The following is a 17,485-nucleotide window of genomic DNA, read 5'->3' as shown; positions in this document are numbered from 1 at the left end:
CGGAAAGGCATGGCATGATCGGACAAGGCAATGGCGAGACGGCGGCGATGACGCTGCCACCGCGTGCGCATGGGGGGCTGGACCGGCTGGCCATCTCCGCCTCGACCCTGTGCCTGATCCATTGCCTGTTCCTGCCGGTCCTGATCGCCTTCCTGCCGTCGATCGCGGCCTGGGCCGATCTGGGCGAGGGCTTTCATATCGTCATGCTGGCCATCGCCGTGCCGCTCAGCACCATCGCGCTATGGCGGGCGTGGCGGCGGCATGGGCAGGTCGGCCCGGCGATCGGCGGCGTGCTGGGCTTGAGCCTGTTGATCCTCGGCGTGGTGTTCGAGGGCGGCGCGGCGGGGACATGGCTGACCGTCGCGGGGGGCATGGTGCTGGCCGTCGCGCATGTCCTGAACCTTCGCGCGGATCGGCTGGCGGCACTGGTCGCGCTATAACCCGCCTGTCCGGCTTTTTGCGACGCTCCTCTTGACCTGGATGCACGGTTTCGCGCAGGCGCGACACGCTAAAAGCGCAAGGCATCTGGCGGGAGAATGGAATGACCGAGGCACAGGATCGGATCGTCGCGGGCGTCGAGCTGGGCGGTACGAAATCGATTGTGCTGATCGGGCGCGGGCGGGACATATTGGTGTCCGAACGCCTGCCCACCACCACTCCCGCGATCACCCTGGCGGCGCTGGCGCAGCGGCTGGCCGAGTGGCACGAGCAGTATAAGCCCGAGGCGCTGGGCATCGGGAGCTTCGGGCCCATCGCGCTCGACAAGACCGGCATGGATTACGGCCATATGCTCGCCACGCCCAAGCCCGGCTGGGCGGGGGCGGACGTGGTCGGCGCGCTGGCGGACGGTTTCGGCGATCGGGTCGCGATCCATACCGACGTGACCGGCGCGGCGCTGGCCGAGGGGCAGTGGGGCGCGGCGCGCGGGCTGGCCGACCATGTCTATGTCACGGTCGGCACAGGCGTCGGCATGGGCATCATCGTCAACGGCCAGCCGGTGTCGGGCCGGATGCACCCGGAGGCGGGCCATGTCCGCGTCCGCCGCGTCGCCGGTGACGATTTCGCCGGGGCCTGCCCCTTCCATGGCGATTGCCTGGAAGGGCTGGTCGCCGGACCCGCCATCGCCGCGCGTGCGGGCCGCCCGGCACAGGAACTGGCGGCGGACGATCCCGTCTGGGCCTTCGTCGCCGATGCGCTGGCGGAGAGTTTCGCGGGGCTCTTCCTGACGTTGGCCTGCGGGCGGATCGTGATCGGCGGCGGGGTGGGCGTCGGCCAGCCGCATCTGCTCGACATGGTGCGCGCGAGCGTGGTCGAGAAGCTGTCGGGCTATCTGCCCTTCGTCGATGCGGCGCAGGTCGCCAACCGGATCGTCCATGCGCAACTCGGCGATCAGGCGGGGCCGCTGGGTACGCTGGCGCTGGCGCGGTCGGTATTGGACTGACGCCTTATCCTCCCCTGCAAGGGGAGGGGGACCGCCGCGAAGCGGTGGTGGAGGGGTGTCTCCGCTGATGGGGACACCCCTCCGTCAGCCCTGCGGGCTGCCACCTCCCCTTGCAGGGGAGGAAAAGGGGAAGCTCGTCCGCCCAAATTTCCCTGTCCTACAGCGAACCGATATGGTTCCTATTCTTCCGTCATGGGGGAGGACGAGATGGGGCACGGGAACGAGGTACGGGTGGAGGCGCTGATCGCGCAGGTGATCGCGCGCGAGGGGGATTATAGCGACCATCCCGCCGATCGCGGCGGCGCGACCCGCTTCGGCATTACCGAGGCGATGGCGCGGGCGGACGGCTATGACGGGCCGATGCGCCGCCTGCCGCTGGCGCGGGCGGAATCCATCTATCGCCGGCTTTACTGGCGCGGGCCGGGCTTCGACCGGGTGGCGGAGCTGGCCCCCAGGCTGGCCGAGGAATTGTTCGATACCGGGGTCAATATGGGCCCGGCGGTGGCGACGGGCTTCCTGCAACGCGCGCTGAACGCGCTCAATCGCGGTGGGCGCGATTATGCCGATCTGGTGCCCGATGGCCGGATCGGCCCGGCGACGCTCGCCGCGCTGACGGCTTTCCTGCGCCATCGCGGGCCGCCGGGGGAGGTGGTGCTGCTAAAGGCGGTCGAGGCGCTACAGGGCGAACGCTATATGACCCTGGCCGAGCGGCGTCCGGCCAATGAGGCGTTCCTCTATGGCTGGCTGGCGGACCGTTTGTCATGACCGCCGAGGACAGCGTCGATGCCTGGACCCGCCGGGCGCGACCGACCTTCCTCTATGTCATGTACGCGCTGCTGCTCTGGAGCGTGCCCATGGGGGTGCTCGCCGGGTTTCGCCCGGCCATCGCGGCGGCGATGATCCGGGGAATGGCGGCGTATCTGGCCGCCATTCCCGAGCCGCTCTACGCGCTCTTCGGCACCGGCTATCTCGGCTATACGGTCGCGCGCGAATGGGGAAAGCGGCGTCAGTAGAAGCGGGCGCGGGTCAGCACGCGGTCCTGTCCGTCGCAGGTCCGCAAGGTGACGCGCGTGCCCGGCTGGCCGACCGTCCAGCGTGCCATCGGGCTGTCGACATAGTCGCGGGGGATGGGCTGTCCATCGATGGCGCAGATGGTGTCGCCCTCGTGCCAGCCGCTCTTGTCGGCGGGGCCGCCGCGCATGACGTGCAGGACGCGCAACCGGTCGCTTGCCACACCCAGCAGCAACCCGACCGTCGAACGCGGTGCGGGCGCATCGGCCTGCGGCCCCGGCGCCAGGATCATCCGCCCCGCACCGGGATCGAGCAGCACGCGATAGCGCTGGAGAAAGCCCGATCCGATCCGTCCGGCGACGCCGACCGACTCGCTGAAACCCTGGGGCGGCTCGATCCGCACCTCGACCTCATGCGCGGTCAGCTTACCCAGCCGGGCGGTCGGCGCGATGGCGAGATCGTTGACCGAGGGACCCGCCAAACCGAAGCCGATCGCCGTGGTGGTCGGCAGGCTGGTCAGCCGCGCCGCCCGCCACGCCGCCTGGGTCACGGTCAGCGCGGAGCCGTCGCCGGTGTCGACGATGACCGGCGACAACTTCGCCGCGCCCAGCCCGACCGCGCTTTCATAGACGCGACGCTCGGGCGAGACGACCAGGGGGGCGGTCGCGCCGGTGAACGGCATCCGGCCCGACGCGATCAGCCGGAACCGCTTGGCGGCATAGTCGATGTCGAGCGCATGCCCCGCCAGCAGGTCGCGCCCGACCAGCAGGTCCACCGCCGTCGCATCGCCGGTCGCCAGCGCGGGCAGGGGCGCGACCGCCACCCCGCCGCCCTTGCGGCTCAACCCGCCGAGCGACAGGGTGCGGGTCGGCATCCATCCGATCGCGACCGCGCCGCCGATCGCGCTGGCCTGTCCGCCGGGGCGCACCTTGCCCTTCGCCGCGAGGGGAGAATTCTGCGCCAACAGCGTGAAGCTGACCCCCGTATCCAGGATTGCGGTCACGGCCTGTCCGTCGATGGTCATCTGGAAGCGGACCTGGTTGCCGGGCGTCAACTGGAACGGGATCCAGCGGGCCTCGGCATCGGGGGCCAGCGTCATGGTGCCGGGATCGCGCGCGGCGGCGGCGACGACATCCTCTTCGGCGGCAGGGGCGGGTTGGGGCGGGCGCGAGGCGAGCGGCGCCATCATCGCGGCGGCAAGCAGCAAGGGCAGGGGAAGCAGGTAGATCGACCGAGGCATCACGGCCCAACGCCTAGCCGAAGCGGAAGCTGCGCGCGCGACAAATCGGCGCGGCGAGGGATGGGGCTCAGGCCGCCTCGGCGATGCGGAGCAGGCCCTTGCCGCCGCGCTTGGCGGCGTAGAGCATGGTGTCGGCGGCATGGAGCGTGCGGCGGACATCGGGGGGCAGGCCCAGTGCGACGCCGCCGATGCTGACCCCGATGCTGATCGGGGGATGGCCGTCGAGATGAAAGGGGTCGCGCGCCGCCGCGATCAGTTTCTCGCCGATCTGTTCGGCCTCCTTCTGGCTGACGCCGCGCAATATCGCGGCGAACTCGTCGCCGCCCAGTCGACCGATCACGTCCTGCCCCCGAACGACCTTGCAGAAACGATCGGCCACCGCGCGCAGCAGGTCGTCGCCGGTCAGATGCCCATATGTGTCGTTGACCGGCTTGAACCCGTCCAGGTCGAGATAGAGGATATAGCTGTGATTCGTGCTGTCGCGCGACGCACGCTGGCATTCGGCGGACAGCGCTTCCATGAAATGCGCCCGATTGGGCAGGCCGGTCAGACTGTCGTGCAACGCCAGATGGCTGGCCAGATGCCGGGCCCGGATGAGCTTCACATGGGTGGCGTAGATTTGGCGGATCAGGGTGAAGATCCCGACGATCCAGAACGGCAACTGGATCAGGAACAACCGCATTCCCGGCACGCCGGAAAAGGCGGCGAAGACGGTATAGGGAGCGATGAACAAAACGGTCTGGATGAACGCGAAGCGCGGCGCCCCCGCATTATTGTACGCTCCGCCGAAGCTGACCGCGACGCAGATGATCCCGCTGAGCGTGGTCAGCAAGACGTTGTTGGTTCGGGCCCCCTCGCCGCATAACAGCCCGACCATGGCCGCCCAGAAAAGACCGGCCAGCAACAGCGCCTTGAGCGATGAGGGGCCGGGGCGGGCGCCGATGGTCGCATAGCGCAGGATCGCGGCGGGCGCGAACAGGGCCGTCAGCAGCGCGGCCAGCTCGACGTCGAGGAACACCGCATAGCAAAGCAGGACCACGCCGAGGCAAGCCACGGCAAAGAAGATGCTGACCCGGTTGCCGAACAGCAGGTCTGTCAGTTCCGGGCGAAGGGGTTCCTCCGCCGGATCGAGCGGCGCGGTCAGCCAGGCGACCCAGCCCCCTTCCATCGGGCGATATTGCGCGCTGTGCCGGGCTGCGACGGCTGCTAGAGGCGCGCGAAATGTCACCGGCCCCATTCCTTCCGTTCGCATGCCTGACCGGCTGCTATCGCCGTGCATCGGCCAATGGATTCAGAAAGCATGAGGGGAGATAGTATAATTAATCACGGCCCCGCAACACCGTCATGGCCCGCAAATGGTTCCTATTCGGCTATCATCCTGTATCCGGGTGATTATCTTATAGTCGTAAATGGATCCAATGTTTGAAACCCATCTGGAATCATCTGTCCCGGACGCTGCACGACGTTAAAAACGCGTTCCGCAAGGTTACAGACATGCTTCCAACAGCGCCTTGTCGAATCCGAATTGCTTCGCCTTATCAAGCGTATAGGGACGCAATCCTGCGGAGCGGTACTCGCCGATGATCTTTCCGTCGGTGCCTTCGTCCAGATATTCGAAGCTGAACAGCTCCTGCGTCACGATGACGGGGCCTTCCATGCCGATGACTTCGGTGATGTTGGTCACGCGGCGGCTGCCGTCGCGCAGGCGCTTGACCTGGATGACCATGTCGACCGAGTCGGCGATCTGGCGGCTGATCGCGTCCTTGGGCACCTTGATGTCCGACATCATCACCATATTCTCCATGCGGGCCAGCGCCTCGCGCGGGGAGTTGGAGTGGAGCGTGCACATCGACCCGTCATGGCCGGTGTTCATCGCCGCCAGCATGTCGAAACATTCGGCGCCGCGAATTTCGCCCAGGATGATCCGGTCCGGGCGCATGCGCAGCGCGTTCTTGACCAGGTCGCGGATGCTGATCTCGCCCTGACCCTCCAGATTGGCGGGCCGGGTTTCCAGCGGCAGCCAGTGCGGCTGTTGCAGGCGGAGTTCGGCGGCGTCCTCGATGGTCAGCACGCGTTCGCCCGGGTCGATCATCTTGGACAGGGCGTTCAGCATCGTCGTCTTGCCCGAGCCGGTACCGCCCGAAATCACGATGTTGAACCGCGACGCGCCCGCGATCTTCAGCAGCGTCGCCATGTCCTGGCTCATCGACCCGCCCGCCGCCATCATGTCGAGCGTGATCGGTTTCGCCGAGAATTTGCGGATCGAGATGGCGGTGCCGCGAAGCGACAGCGGCGGCACGATCACGTTGACGCGGCTGCCGTCCTTCAGGCGCGCATCGGCCAGCGGCGTGGTCTGGTCGACGCGGCGGCCGACCGAATTGACGATGCGCTGCGCGACCTGGAACAGATGCTCCTCGTCGCGGAAGCGGATATTGGCGAGTTCCAGCTTGCCCTTCCGCTCGACATAGGTCTGCTCGGGACCGTTGACCATGATGTCGGTGATGTCGGCATCGGCGAGCAGTTCCTCCAGCGGACCCAGGCCCAGCAGCTCGTCGACCAGCACCTTTTCCAGCGCGAACTGCTCGCGCCGGTTGAGCGTCAGCTTCAGCTCGGCCAGCACCTCGCCGATGATCGGGCGAAATTCCTCGGCCAGCTCGTCCTTGCCCAGTGTCGCGGCGGCTTCGGGGTCGACGCGCTCGAGCAGGCGGGGAAGCACCTGTTCCTTGATTCGGTGGATCGACGCCTCGAACCCCTCGCCGCGCGCCGGGGCCGGTTCGGCGGCGGCGGCCTGGCGGTCGGCGAGCCGCTGCATCGCGTCGGCGGCGGTGGCGGGCAGCGCGTGTTCCGCCACGGACAGCGCGCTGAGCGGCGGAAACTGCTGCCCGCCGGGGCCGCCTGCCTCGCTTTCCGGGCGGGGGGCGGGGCCGGGACCGTGCATCGGTCGCGCGACGCCGAAGGCCGGGCGGCCCCCCGTTGCGTTACCCAAACCCTGACGACGACCGAAGGCATTCATCGCGCAATTTCCCATGACATGCGCCCGGTCAGTAAATGCCAAGATTTACCATAAGCCTAACCGATCGCGGTTGCGGGGGATGGAAAGGGCGGGATATGGCCCTGATCCGATGCTCAGCCGGTTCGTCCTCGCAATCCTTTTGACCCTGGTCGGACTGGTGCCCGCCGCCGCCGAGGCCGACGACATCGCCGCCACCGCGCGCGGCGTCGTCCGGGTCGTCACCATCGCGATGGTCGACAACGAAGTCGCGGGGTTCGGCCACGGATCGGGCTTCGCCGTCGCGCCCAACCGGATCGTCACCAACGCGCATGTCGTCGAACTGGCGGAGCGCTATCCCGACAATGTCGTGATCGGCGTCGTGCCGTCGGAGGGCAGCAAATCCTATCAGGGCCGCGTCGTCGCCTATGATTCGCGCCGCGACCTGGCGCTGATCGAGGTGAGCGAGGCGAAGCTGCCGCCCGCCGCGCTCTTCACCGGTCCGGTGACCGAAGGCGATCAGGTGATCGCGCTGGGCTATCCCGGCAATGTCGATCTGGCGACGGCGCAATCGGCGGCGGACTATATCCGCCCGCTCTCCCCCGTCCGGTCGCAGGGGGTCGCCTCGGGCCGTCGCGCGCTGACCGGTATCGAGGTGCTGCTCCACACCGCCAGCATCGCGCGGGGCAATTCGGGCGGTCCGCTGCTCGATCCGTGCGGGCGGGTGATCGGGGTCAACTCCGCGCTGACCCGTGCCGATGACGGCGATTCGACCTTCGGCTTCGCGATCGCCGACACCGAACTCATGGCGTTCCTGCGGGCCGCGCAACAACCTTACACCTCGGTCGGCATGCCCTGCACATCGATAGAGGAGCGGCTGCGCGAGGATAGCGCGGCGGACGCCCGCGCGCTCGCCGATGCCGCTGCCGCCAGGCGCGAGGCGGCCAATGCCGCCGCGATCCGCCGGGAAGAGGCGCTCGACGCCGCCCGCGCGGGAGCCGAGCGTACGCGCGAGAATGTCATGGCGATCGCCGCGCTGCTGCTGGTCGGCGGCGCGCTGGCGTTGGGCGGCGCGGGGCTGCTCGAATCGCGGGGGCAGCGGCGCCGGGCGATTGGGACCGGCGCGGCGGGCGGCGTCGCGATCATCGCGGCGGTGGTCGTCTTCCTGCTGCGCCCCTCGGGCGAGATCACCCTGCCGCGCGAGACCGCCGCACTGCCCAGTGCGACCCCGCCGGGCAAGGCGCTGGGGCCGATGATCTGCACGTTGCAACCCGATCGCAGCCGGATCACCATCTCCTCGACGGCGGAAACGCGCATCGACTGGGGCGCGAACGGTTGCGCGGACGGCACCACCCAGTTCCTGGAGGGCGAGGGGAGCTGGCAGCGGATCATCGTTCCCGACGAGGAGCCGACCGTGACCGTGGCGCGCTTCGATCCCGTGACGCGCAGCTATACCCAGACGCGCTATCTGCTCCCCGCCGCGACGATGGACGCGATCCGCAAGCTGCACCAGCCGACCACGCCCAAGGGCTGTGTGAAGACCGACACCGCGCTTCAGAATCTGGAAGGCGAACAGGCGCAGATCCGCCAGCAATTGCCGCCGCTTCCCAACGAAAAGCTGGTCTATAGCTGCCGTTCGGCGCGCTGACCGGTCAGCCCTTGCGCCACCGCCTCGATCAGGGCGAGGCGACGGGCCCGTTCGGGCAGGGCGGGGTCGGGCAGGGGAAGGGCGGTGACCATGCGCGCGATCGCGGCGGCTTCTCCTTCTGCCAAAGGCGTGATCCGGGCGGTGGAGAAATGCCCGGCCAGCGTCGCCTCATTCTCGTCAAAGGCCAGACGCGCCGGACCGCGTGCCGTCAGCGCGATCAGCATCGCCCCAAGCGGCGTCGCCACCATCGTCCAGCCGATGGCCACCCCGTCCCCGCCGCGCCGCCACTGGCCCGGCGCCATGCCGCGCCGCGCCTCGCTATCGGCATAGAAGCGGCTGGGGGCGGAATAGCCCGCTTCATAGGCCGCCGCCGTCACGCTCCCCTCTTGCCGGAGTGCCTCATCGGCGCGCCGGTTGCGCAGGCTGCGGGCGTAAGCGGCGGGCGTCACGCCGGTCGCGCGCTTGAACAGCCGGTGGAAATGGTGCGGCGCATAGCCGACCGCCTCGGCCAATTCGGTCAGCGAAGGGGCGGCATCGCTTTCCTCCAACAGTGCCACGGCACGCGCCACCGCCTGCCGATCGCGGGTGACCTGATCCGGCAGGCAACGGAGACAGGCGCGAAAGCCCGCGGCCCGTGCGCCTTCCGGTGTCGGATGAAAGCGGACATGCTCGCGCCGGGGACGGCGTGCGGCGCAACTCGGGCGGCAATAGATGCCGGTCGAGGTCACAGCGACCACGAACCGCCCGTCCGCCGCCCGATCGCGGCGGAAAAAGGCGTCCCAGGCCGCATTCTCATCCAGGGCGGACACGATATCGTGACGGACGGGGTGGGACATGAAAGGCACAATCCATGGCCCCGAGCCGCCGGGGCGCACCGATCCTAGCAAAGCCGCTGTGGCATTCATCCCACGGCTTGCGGCCAAAGCGGTTAACTTCGCGTCACCAACCTGTCACAAGATGCGCCACGTCGCTTGCATCGAATGGTTCCCGATGCTAACCGCCCGCCAACCCATCGGAGGCGCGTTTTTCGCGCCCCGTTCCCCATGGGGCCAACCCGTTTGTTGTTCGAGGAATTCGCATCCGTGGAGATGTCCGGCGGTACTATAAGCGGCACAGGCGGCATCCAGGCGAGCCTGGGCGGTCGTTATGCGCTCGCGCTGTTCGAAACGGCTGTTGAGGGCCGTTCGATCGACACGATCGAGGCGAGCCTCGTGACCCTTCGCGACGCGCTGGCCGCCGATGCGGACCTGGCCGCGCTGACCAAGAGCCCGGTCGTGGCGCGTGGGCAGGCCGTGAAGGCGATCCTGGCGGTGGCCGATACGCTCGGTCTCGACGGCGTGACCAAAAATTTCCTCGGCGTCCTCGCCGAGAATCGGCGCCTGTCGGCGCTGCCGCAGATCATCCGTGCCTTTCGCCAGCTGGCCAGCCGCCATCGCGGCGAGGTCGCGGCCGAAGTGACGAGCGCCCACCCGCTGACCGAGGGCCAGGTCGCCGAGCTGAAGCAGCAGCTGCGCACCCGCGTCGGCCGCGAAGTGTCGGTCGACCTGTCGGTCGATCCCGACCTGCTCGGCGGGCTTGTCGTCCGCATCGGTTCCCAGATGATCGATAGCTCGATCCGCACCCGTTTGAATGCGCTCGCCAGCGCGATGAAAGGCTGACGTTCCCATGGATATCCGCGCCGCAGAAATCTCCAAGGTCATCAAGGACCAGATCGCCAATTTCGGCACCGAGGCCCAGGTCAGCGAGACCGGCCAGGTGCTGAGCGTCGGTGACGGCATCGCGCGCATCTACGGCCTCGACAATGTCCAGGCGGGCGAGATGGTCGAGTTCGCCAATGGCGTGCAGGGCATGGCCCTGAACCTCGAGGCCGACAATGTCGGCGTCGTGATCTTCGGCTCGGACGCCGAGATCAAGGAAGGCGACACCGTCAAGCGCACCGGCACCATCGTCGACGTGCCGGTCGGCCGTGGCCTGCTGGGCCGCGTCGTGGACGGCCTGGGCAACCCGATCGACGGCAAGGGCCCGATCGAGGCGACCGAGCGTCGCCGCGTCGAGGTGAAGGCGCCGGGCATCATCCCGCGCAAGGGCGTGCATGAGCCGGTGCAGACCGGCCTGAAGGCGATCGACGCCCTCGTCCCCGTCGGCCGTGGCCAGCGCGAGCTGATCATCGGCGACCGCCAGACCGGCAAGTCGGCCGTCGCGATCGACGCCTTCATCAACCAGAAGACGGTCAACGCCGGTACCGACGAGTCGAAGAAGCTCTACTGCATCTACGTCGCCGTGGGTCAGAAGCGCTCGACCGTGGCGCAGCTCGTCAAGACGCTCGAAGAGAATGGTGCGATGGAATATTCCATCGTCGTCGCCGCGACCGCGTCGGAGCCCGCGCCGCTTCAGTTCCTCGCGCCCTATACCGGCACCGCGATGGGCGAGTATTTCCGCGACAACGCGATGCACGCGCTGATCGTGTTCGACGATCTGTCGAAGCAGGCCGTCGCCTATCGCCAGATGTCGCTGCTGCTGCGCCGTCCGCCGGGCCGTGAGGCCTATCCGGGCGACGTCTTCTATCTGCACAGCCGTCTGCTGGAGCGCGCCGCCAAGATGAACGACGCCAATGGCGCCGGTTCGCTGACCGCGCTGCCGATCATCGAGACCCAGGCGGGCGACGTCTCGGCCTATATCCCGACCAACGTGATCTCGATCACCGACGGCCAGATCTTCCTCGAGACCGACCTGTTCTTCGCTGGCATCCGTCCGGCGATCAACGTCGGCCTGTCGGTCAGCCGCGTGGGCAGCGCCGCGCAGACCAAGGCGATGAAGAAGGTGTCGGGCTCGATCAAGCTGGAGCTCGCCCAGTATCGCGAAATGGCCGCCTTTGCGCAGTTCGGCTCGGACCTCGATGCCTCGACGCAGAAGCTGCTGAACCGCGGTGCGCGCCTGACCGAGCTGCTCAAGCAGCCGCAGTTCGCGCCGCTGCCCTTCGAGGAGCAGACCGCGTCGATCTTCGCGGGCACCAACGGCTATATCGACAATGTGCCGGTGGCGCAGGTCGTCCGCTACGAAGCGGCGATGCTGGCCTACCTGCGCAACGATCATGCCGATGTGCTGGCGATGATCCGCGACACCAAGGATCTGGGCGACGAGGCCAAGGGCAAGCTCAAGGCCGCGCTCGACCAGTTCGCGAAGATCTTCGCGTAATTGTCCGTCACCCCGGCGAAAGCCGGGGTCTCGTGCCGCAGGCGCGCGCTCGAGGTGAGAGATCCCGGCCCTGGAGCCGGGATGACGAAGTGGGAAACTAGATGGCGAGCCTCAAGGCCCTCAAGATCCGGATCAACTCGGTCAAGTCGACCCAGAAGATCACCAAGGCGATGAAGATGGTCGCCGCCGCCAAGCTGCGCCGGGCGCAGGACGCGGCGCAGAACGGCCGTCCCTATGCCGAGCGCCTGGAAGCCGTGATGGCCGGTATGGCCGCGCGCGTGGGCGGCGTCGGTGCGTCGCCGTTGCTGGCGGGCACCGGCAAGGACGATGTCCAGTTGCTGGTCGTCGCCACCTCGGAGCGTGGCCTGGCGGGCGCGTTCAACACCAACATCGTCCGCGCCGCGCGCCGCAAGGCCGAGGAGCTTCAGGCCCAGGGCAAGACGGTGAAATTCTACCTCGCGGGCAAGAAGGCGCGCGTGCTGAAGCGCTTCTTCCCGAACGCGATCCTCGCCGACCATGACATGAGCGCGATCAAGGCGCCCAAGTTCGACGACGCGCGGGTCATCGCCGACGACCTGATCGCCCGCTTCGAGCGCGGCGAGTTCGACGTGGCGCACCTGTTCTATTCGAAGTTCGTCTCGGCGCTGGTGCAGGACCCGGTCTCGCAGCAGCTGATCCCGGTGCCGATGCCCGCGCCCAGCAAGGCCGAAACCTCGGTCGAGGCGGTCGCCGAGTTCGAGCCGAGCGAAGAGGACATCCTCGACGCGCTGCTGCCGCGCAACGTCGCGGTGCAGCTCTTCCGCGCGCTGCTGGAAAACCAAGCCGGTTTCTACGGTTCGCAGATGAACGCGATGGACAACGCCACGCGCAATGCGGGCGACATGATCCGCCGCCTGTCGATCCAGTATAACCGCACCCGCCAGGCCGCGATCACCACCGAACTGGTCGAGATCATCTCGGGCGCCGAGGCGCTCTGATGCGTCTCGCGCTCCTTCTGGGCCTGACGGTCGCACTGGCCGGATGCGGCCAGGCGTCCGACCAGCCGAAGGAGGCCCCCGAGGCCAGCTTCACGCCGTTCGTGAAGGGCGGCTGGCGCACCGTGTTCGGCAATGCGCCCGAGACGGTCAGCCTGCTCGACCGGATGGGCTTTCGCATGAGCGGTTACGCGCCCGTCCAGGGCGTGTACCGCGCGATCGCGCAGGCCACGCCGATGGCCGATCCCTCGGTGACGCCGATCAACATGGCCAATCTGATCGTCGAGGGCGATGCGAAGCAGCTGAATACGCTTCGTTTCTCGCTCGATCTCGTCAATCTCGACTCCAGCCCGTTCGCCAAGACCCAGTTCATCCGCTGGGTGACCAAGCCGATGGATCAGCTGGGTCTGGACGGCAAGGATGCGGTCACCGCCGCCATCCAGACCGAAAGCGCCACCACCGGCCACCTGACCGGCGCCGATTACCAAGTTACCCGTGACAAGATCGACGGTGGCCGCCGTCTGGTCGTGACCTTTACCCGCCCCGAAGCTATGTCGGGCTCTACCGAACCAAGGAAGCAATGATGGCAACCGCCGCTGAGGACATCCGGCCGACCACGGCCACCAACAATGTCGGCACGATCGCCCAGGTCATCGGCGCGGTCGTCGACGTTCACTTCCCCGATCACCTGCCCGCGATCCTGTCGGCGCTGGAGACGGACAATAACGGCACCCGTCTGGTGCTCGAAGTCGCGCAGCATCTGGGCGAGAACACCGTCCGCACGATCGCGATGGACACGACCGAGGGCCTGACCCGCGGCCAGAGCGTGACCGACACCGGCAACCAGATCCAGGTGCCGGTCGGCCCCGCGACGCTGGGTCGCATCCTGAACGTCGTCGGCGAGCCGATCGACGAGCGCGGTCCGGTCGCCACCGACCTGCGCGCGCCGATCCATGCCAAGGCGCCCGAGTTCATCGAGCAGTCGACCGAGAGCGCGATCTTGGTCACCGGCATCAAGGTTATCGACCTTCTCGCGCCTTACGCCAAGGGCGGCAAGATCGGCCTGTTCGGCGGCGCGGGCGTCGGCAAGACCGTGCTCATCCAGGAACTGATCAACAACATCGCCAAGGGCCATGGCGGCACCTCGGTGTTCGCGGGCGTCGGTGAGCGGACCCGCGAGGGCAACGACCTGTATCACGAATTCCTCGACGCGGGCGTCATCGCCAAGGATGCCGAGGGCAACGCGATCAGCGAGGGCTCGAAGGTCGCGCTGGTCTATGGCCAGATGAACGAGCCGCCGGGCGCCCGTGCGCGCGTCGCCCTCTCGGGCCTCGCCATCGCGGAATATTTCCGTGACCAGGAAGGCCAGGACGTGCTGTTCTTCGTCGACAACATCTTCCGCTTCACCCAGGCGGGTGCGGAAGTGTCGGCGCTGCTCGGCCGCATCCCGTCGGCCGTGGGCTATCAGCCGACCCTGTCGACCGACATGGGCGCGCTGCAGGAGCGCATCACCTCGACCAACAAGGGCTCGATCACCTCGGTCCAGGCCGTGTACGTGCCCGCCGACGACTTGACCGACCCGGCGCCGGCCACCTCGTTCGCCCACCTGGACGCGACGACCGTGCTCAACCGCGCTATCTCGGAGCTGGGCATCTACCCGGCGGTCGACCCGCTCGACTCGACCAGCCGCGTGCTGGAGCCGCGCATCGTCGGCCAGGAGCATTATGAGACGGCCCGTGCGGTCCAGTCGCTGCTTCAGCGCTACAAGGCGTTGCAGGACATCATCGCGATCCTGGGCATGGACGAGCTGTCCGAAGAGGACAAGCTGACCGTCCAGCGCGCCCGCAAGATCCAGCGCTTCCTGTCGCAGCCCTTCCACGTCGCGGAAGTCTTCACCGGCATCTCGGGCAAGTTCGTCCAGATCGAAGACACGATCCGCTCGTTCAAGGCGGTGGTCGACGGCGAGTACGACCATCTGCCGGAAGCGGCCTTCTACATGGTGGGCGGCATCGACGAAGCCGTCGCCAAGGCCGAGAAGCTGGCTCAGGAAGCCTGATGATATGGGGGGACGGTTCCGACCGTCCCCTCTTTCCTCTCCCCCCCCCGGAGAGCGATGCGAGATTTTAGACCATGCTGCATTTCGAACTCGTGACCCCCGAAAAGCTCCTTCGCTCGGAGGAGGTTCATATGGTGGTCGTCCCCGGCACCGAGGGCGATTTCGGCGTGCTGGAGGGCCATGCGCCCTTCATGTCGACCATCCGCGACGGCGCGATCCAGGTCTATCGCACCGACAAGGGCGAGCCGGAATCGATCCAGATCCGTGGTGGTTTCGCCGAGGTGGGGCCGAAGGGCCTGACCGTGCTGGCGGAGCATGCGGGGTAAGGGTTTTACGCCTTTTCCTGGTTTTGAAACGGTCGCGGCGTAAGTCGCGGCCGTTTTCATTTTTGGGTTTGAGGAGGGTACGTGGCGTGGCCTTCGACTTCGCTCAGGCTGAGCGGATGTTGGGATAAGGCCTGTTCCCCTCGCTCCGTTCAGCCTGAGCGCAGTCGAAGGCCAGGGGAAGACACCGCGGCTTCAGGCCAAATTGTTCCAGCGAAGCCGCGATGCCGGGAAGAAGATTTTGGTTCGCGCGGAGGCGCGGAGGACGCAGAGGTGTCCTATTCGCGGCAACGCCGCTCTGCCATCGCCTACCTGTAGGATAAGGGAATATACAGGCATCGGGCGAGACACCTCTGCGTCCTCCGCGCCTCCGCGCCTCCGCGCGAACATTCCTTTTTCTATCGAAGGCCCATCATAGGAAGCTGTACGGGTCCACATCCACCGCCACCCGCACCTTGGCCGACCATTCCAACCCGCCCAGCCATTCCCGGATCACATCCTGCACCGCCAGCGCGCGTCGGGCGTGGACCAGCAAGCGATACCGATGCCGCCCCCGCAGCATCGCCAGAGGGGCGGGGGCTGGACCGAAGACGTGCATCCCCTCCACCTTGGGCGCGGCCCGCGCGATGGCGTTGGCGGTGGATTGCGCCGCGCCTTGGTCCTCCGACGAGACGATAATTGCGGCGTAGCGACCGAAAGGCGGCGCATCGGCATCGCGCCGGGCTTCGGTCTCCGCCGTGTAGAAGGCTTCCGCATCGCCGGTCACCAGCGCCTGCATTACCTGCGCCTTGGGGCTGTGCGTCTGGATGAAGACATGCCCCGGCTTGGCCCCGCGCCCCGCCCGGCCCGACACCTGGCGGATCTGCTGAAAGGTGCGCTCGGCCGCGCGCAGGTCGCCGCCGTCGAGGCCCAGGTCCGCGTCGATCACGCCCACTAGGGTGAGGTTCGGGAAGTGATAGCCCTTGGTGATCAACTGCGTGCCCACCACGATGTCGATATCGCCCGCCTCCATCCGCCCCACGAACTCGGCCGCCTTGGCCGGGGACCAGATGGTGTCGGAGGTGACGACCGCGATCTTCGCATCGGGGAAGAGGGCGGTCGCCTCGTCGGCGATCCGCTCGACGCCGGGGCCGCAGGCGACCAGCGAGTCCTCGCCGTCGCATTCGGGACAGGCGCGTGGGGTCGGCATCACATGGCCGCAATGATGGCAGGCCAGCCGCCGCACGAGCCGATGCTCGACCATCCAGGCGGTGCAGTTGGGGCACTGGAACCGGTGCCCACAGGTCCGGCAGAGCGTCAGCGGGGCATAGCCGCGCCGGTTGAGATAGAGCAGCGACTGTTCGCGCTTCTCCAGCGTCTCCTTCATCGCCGCGACCAGCTTGGGCGCGATCCAGCGACCGCGCTCGGGCGGGTTCTGGATCAGGTCGATCGCCTCGATCGTCGGCATCTGGGCGGGGCCGAAACGGCCGGGCAGCTTGACCTCGGTATAGCGGCCCAGCGCCACCTGCTGCCGTGTCTCGATGGCGGGGGTGGCAGAGGCGAGGATGACCGGGCAGGGCTCGAACTTGCCGCGCATCACCGCCACGTCGCGGGCGTGGTAATGGACGCCGTCCTCCTGCTTGAAGCTGGTCTCATGCGCCTCGTCGACGACGATCAGGCCGAGATTGCGATAGGGCAGGAACAGCGCCGAACGCGCGCCGACCGTCACCAGCCCCTGGCCGCTGGCGATGGCACGCCAGGCGCGGCGCCGCTGCGAGGAACGGAGGCCCGAATGCCAGGCGACGGGTTCGCAGCCGAAGCGGTCGTGGAAACGCTTGAGGAACGGCTCGGTCAGCGCGATCTCGGGGAGCAGGACCAGCACCTGCCGTCCCTCCGACACGGCCTGCGCCACCGCCTCGAAATACACCTCGGTCTTGCCCGATCCGGTGACGCCATCGAGCAGCACTGGCTGGAAGGCATGGGCCGCGACCCCCGCAACCAGCGTGTCGGCCGCCGCCCGCTGGTCCTCGGATAGTTCGGGGCGGTGATGGTCAGGATCGGGCAGGGGGAAGGGGCTGTCGATATCGACCTCCACCCCTTCGATCGCGCCGTTCTTCACCAGGCCCCGGATCACCGCGTCGGAGACATCGGCCATCGTCGCCAGCTCGCGGATCAGCCCCTGGCGGTCGCCGATCCGCTCCAGCGCCTGGGCACGCTGCGGGGTCAGGCGGTCGGGGACATGGCCGGTGACGCGGTACTCGGTCACGGTCCGCGCGCCCTCCAGCGCCGAGGTGGAGGACAGCGCCATCCGCACCACGGCGGCGGGCGGGGCGAGATAATAGTCCGCCGTCCATTCGATCAGCCGCCGCAGCGCATCCGGCAAGGGCGGCGCATCCGCCACGCCGAGCAGCGGGCGTAACCGGTTGTCGCCGACTTCCGTATCGGACGGCATCCGCTCCGGCTCCCACACCACGCCCAGCAACTGGCGGGGGCCGAGCGGCGCGACGACGATCGACCCCGGCTCGACCGTCATGCCATGGGGCACGCGGTAATCGAGAGGGCCGAGCGCGGAGTTCAGGACGAGGACGCGGGTGCGCGAAGACATGCCCCCGCTATATGGGGCCGTGGG

At 67.8% G+C, this 17,485-nt stretch carries 16 protein-coding genes; 11 read left to right on the top strand and 5 right to left on the bottom strand.

Annotated features, from left to right (window positions below):
* The first annotated feature begins 14 nt into the window (after positions 1–14).
* The 4 genes from OXQ33_RS10150 (at position 15) to OXQ33_RS10135 (ending at position 2,454) form a co-directional block, all read left to right on the top strand.
* Positions 15–440, top strand: a complete 426-nt coding sequence (locus OXQ33_RS10150) for a MerC domain-containing protein (RefSeq protein WP_267434566.1) — start codon at positions 15–17, stop codon at positions 438–440.
* A gap of 101 nt (positions 441–541) precedes the next feature.
* Entirely contained in the window at positions 542–1,441 is a 900-nt protein-coding gene (locus OXQ33_RS10145) for an ROK family protein (RefSeq protein ID WP_267434565.1), read from the top strand.
* 207 nt (positions 1,442–1,648) lie between these two features.
* Positions 1,649–2,206: an N-acetylmuramidase gene (locus tag OXQ33_RS10140; RefSeq protein ID WP_267434564.1), complete on the top strand. Its 558-nt coding sequence runs from the start codon at positions 1,649–1,651 to the stop codon at positions 2,204–2,206.
* Entirely contained in the window at positions 2,203–2,454 is a 252-nt protein-coding gene (locus OXQ33_RS10135) for a 3TM-type holin (protein WP_267434563.1), read from the top strand. Before OXQ33_RS10140 ends, OXQ33_RS10135 begins: the two co-directional genes overlap by 4 nt.
* On the opposite strand, the gene OXQ33_RS10130 is transcribed toward OXQ33_RS10135, so the two are convergent.
* From OXQ33_RS10130 to OXQ33_RS10120, 3 genes are all read right to left on the bottom strand, one after another.
* Positions 2,448–3,692, bottom strand: a complete 1,245-nt coding sequence (locus tag OXQ33_RS10130) for an aspartyl protease family protein (RefSeq protein WP_267434578.1) — start codon at positions 3,690–3,692, stop codon at positions 2,448–2,450. The genes OXQ33_RS10135 and OXQ33_RS10130 overlap by 7 nt on opposite strands.
* Before the next feature lie 67 nt (positions 3,693–3,759).
* Positions 3,760–4,920: a GGDEF domain-containing protein gene (locus OXQ33_RS17505; protein ID WP_267434562.1), complete on the bottom strand. Its 1,161-nt coding sequence runs from the start codon at positions 4,918–4,920 to the stop codon at positions 3,760–3,762.
* A 258-nt stretch (positions 4,921–5,178) separates the two neighbouring features.
* The gene (locus OXQ33_RS10120) at positions 5,179–6,705 is read right to left on the bottom strand and encodes a CpaF family protein (protein WP_267434561.1); all 1,527 of its coding nucleotides are present in this window, start codon (positions 6,703–6,705) and stop codon (positions 5,179–5,181) included.
* A 79-nt stretch (positions 6,706–6,784) separates the two neighbouring features.
* On the opposite strand from OXQ33_RS10120, the gene OXQ33_RS10115 reads away from it, so the two are divergent.
* Complete coding sequence (locus tag OXQ33_RS10115) at positions 6,785–8,329, top strand: trypsin-like peptidase domain-containing protein (protein ID WP_267434560.1); 1,545 nt, start codon at positions 6,785–6,787, stop codon at positions 8,327–8,329.
* On the opposite strand, the gene OXQ33_RS10110 is transcribed toward OXQ33_RS10115, so the two are convergent.
* The gene (locus OXQ33_RS10110) at positions 8,305–9,165 is read right to left on the bottom strand and encodes an Ada metal-binding domain-containing protein (RefSeq protein WP_346015351.1); all 861 of its coding nucleotides are present in this window, start codon (positions 9,163–9,165) and stop codon (positions 8,305–8,307) included. The genes OXQ33_RS10115 and OXQ33_RS10110 overlap by 25 nt on opposite strands.
* Positions 9,166–9,417: 252 nt before the next feature.
* Here OXQ33_RS10110 and OXQ33_RS10105 point away from each other — a divergent pair, with 252 nt between their 5' ends.
* The 6 genes from OXQ33_RS10105 (at position 9,418) to OXQ33_RS10080 (ending at position 14,880) form a co-directional block, all read left to right on the top strand.
* Positions 9,418–9,987, top strand: coding sequence for a F0F1 ATP synthase subunit delta (locus OXQ33_RS10105; RefSeq protein ID WP_267434577.1), 570 nt, complete (start codon positions 9,418–9,420; stop codon positions 9,985–9,987).
* A 7-nt stretch (positions 9,988–9,994) separates the two neighbouring features.
* Positions 9,995–11,524, top strand: a complete 1,530-nt coding sequence (gene atpA, locus OXQ33_RS10100; protein WP_267434559.1) for a F0F1 ATP synthase subunit alpha — start codon at positions 9,995–9,997, stop codon at positions 11,522–11,524.
* A gap of 101 nt (positions 11,525–11,625) precedes the next feature.
* A complete protein-coding gene (locus OXQ33_RS10095) occupies positions 11,626–12,501 on the top strand; it encodes a F0F1 ATP synthase subunit gamma (protein WP_267434558.1) in 876 nt (291 codons plus the stop codon).
* Positions 12,501–13,082 carry a hypothetical protein gene (locus OXQ33_RS10090; protein ID WP_267434557.1) on the top strand — a complete coding sequence of 194 codons (582 nt, stop codon included), beginning with the start codon at positions 12,501–12,503 and terminating at the stop codon, positions 13,080–13,082. Before OXQ33_RS10095 ends, OXQ33_RS10090 begins: the two co-directional genes overlap by 1 nt.
* A complete protein-coding gene (gene atpD / locus OXQ33_RS10085; RefSeq protein WP_267434556.1) occupies positions 13,082–14,554 on the top strand; it encodes a F0F1 ATP synthase subunit beta in 1,473 nt (490 codons plus the stop codon). Before OXQ33_RS10090 ends, atpD begins: the two co-directional genes overlap by 1 nt.
* Before the next feature lie 74 nt (positions 14,555–14,628).
* The gene (locus OXQ33_RS10080) at positions 14,629–14,880 is read left to right on the top strand and encodes an ATP synthase F1 subunit epsilon (RefSeq protein WP_007405041.1); all 252 of its coding nucleotides are present in this window, start codon (positions 14,629–14,631) and stop codon (positions 14,878–14,880) included.
* A gap of 409 nt (positions 14,881–15,289) precedes the next feature.
* Here OXQ33_RS10080 and OXQ33_RS10075 read toward each other — a convergent pair whose 3' ends face one another.
* A complete protein-coding gene (locus OXQ33_RS10075) occupies positions 15,290–17,461 on the bottom strand; it encodes a primosomal protein N' (protein WP_267434555.1) in 2,172 nt (723 codons plus the stop codon).
* Positions 17,462–17,485 lie beyond the last annotated feature (24 nt).

Origin of the sequence: Sphingomonas sp. GM_Shp_1, from assembly GCF_026540895.1 — a bacterium.
Taxonomy (GTDB): domain Bacteria; phylum Pseudomonadota; class Alphaproteobacteria; order Sphingomonadales; family Sphingomonadaceae; genus Sphingomonas.
Note: the sequence above shows the minus strand (reverse complement) of the source record. Positions and strands in the feature narration are given on the sequence as shown.

Coding starts and splice junctions, on each gene's coding strand:
- OXQ33_RS10150 (WP_267434566.1), top strand. CDS start 15: ATGATCGGACAAGGCAATGGCGAGACGGCGGCGATGACGCTGCCACCG.
- OXQ33_RS10145 (WP_267434565.1), top strand. CDS start 542: ATGACCGAGGCACAGGATCGGATCGTCGCGGGCGTCGAGCTGGGCGGT.
- OXQ33_RS10140 (WP_267434564.1), top strand. CDS start 1,649: ATGGGGCACGGGAACGAGGTACGGGTGGAGGCGCTGATCGCGCAGGTG.
- OXQ33_RS10135 (WP_267434563.1), top strand. CDS start 2,203: ATGACCGCCGAGGACAGCGTCGATGCCTGGACCCGCCGGGCGCGACCG.
- OXQ33_RS10130 (WP_267434578.1), bottom strand. CDS start 3,692: ATGCCTCGGTCGATCTACCTGCTTCCCCTGCCCTTGCTGCTTGCCGCC.
- OXQ33_RS10120 (WP_267434561.1), bottom strand. CDS start 6,705: ATGAATGCCTTCGGTCGTCGTCAGGGTTTGGGTAACGCAACGGGGGGC.
- OXQ33_RS10115 (WP_267434560.1), top strand. CDS start 6,785: ATGGAAAGGGCGGGATATGGCCCTGATCCGATGCTCAGCCGGTTCGTC.
- OXQ33_RS10110 (WP_346015351.1), bottom strand. CDS start 9,165: ATGTCCCACCCCGTCCGTCACGATATCGTGTCCGCCCTGGATGAGAAT.
- OXQ33_RS10105 (WP_267434577.1), top strand. CDS start 9,418: ATGTCCGGCGGTACTATAAGCGGCACAGGCGGCATCCAGGCGAGCCTG.
- atpA (WP_267434559.1), top strand. CDS start 9,995: ATGGATATCCGCGCCGCAGAAATCTCCAAGGTCATCAAGGACCAGATC.
- OXQ33_RS10095 (WP_267434558.1), top strand. CDS start 11,626: ATGGCGAGCCTCAAGGCCCTCAAGATCCGGATCAACTCGGTCAAGTCG.
- OXQ33_RS10090 (WP_267434557.1), top strand. CDS start 12,501: ATGCGTCTCGCGCTCCTTCTGGGCCTGACGGTCGCACTGGCCGGATGC.
- atpD (WP_267434556.1), top strand. CDS start 13,082: ATGGCAACCGCCGCTGAGGACATCCGGCCGACCACGGCCACCAACAAT.
- OXQ33_RS10080 (WP_007405041.1), top strand. CDS start 14,629: ATGCTGCATTTCGAACTCGTGACCCCCGAAAAGCTCCTTCGCTCGGAG.
- OXQ33_RS10075 (WP_267434555.1), bottom strand. CDS start 17,461: ATGTCTTCGCGCACCCGCGTCCTCGTCCTGAACTCCGCGCTCGGCCCT.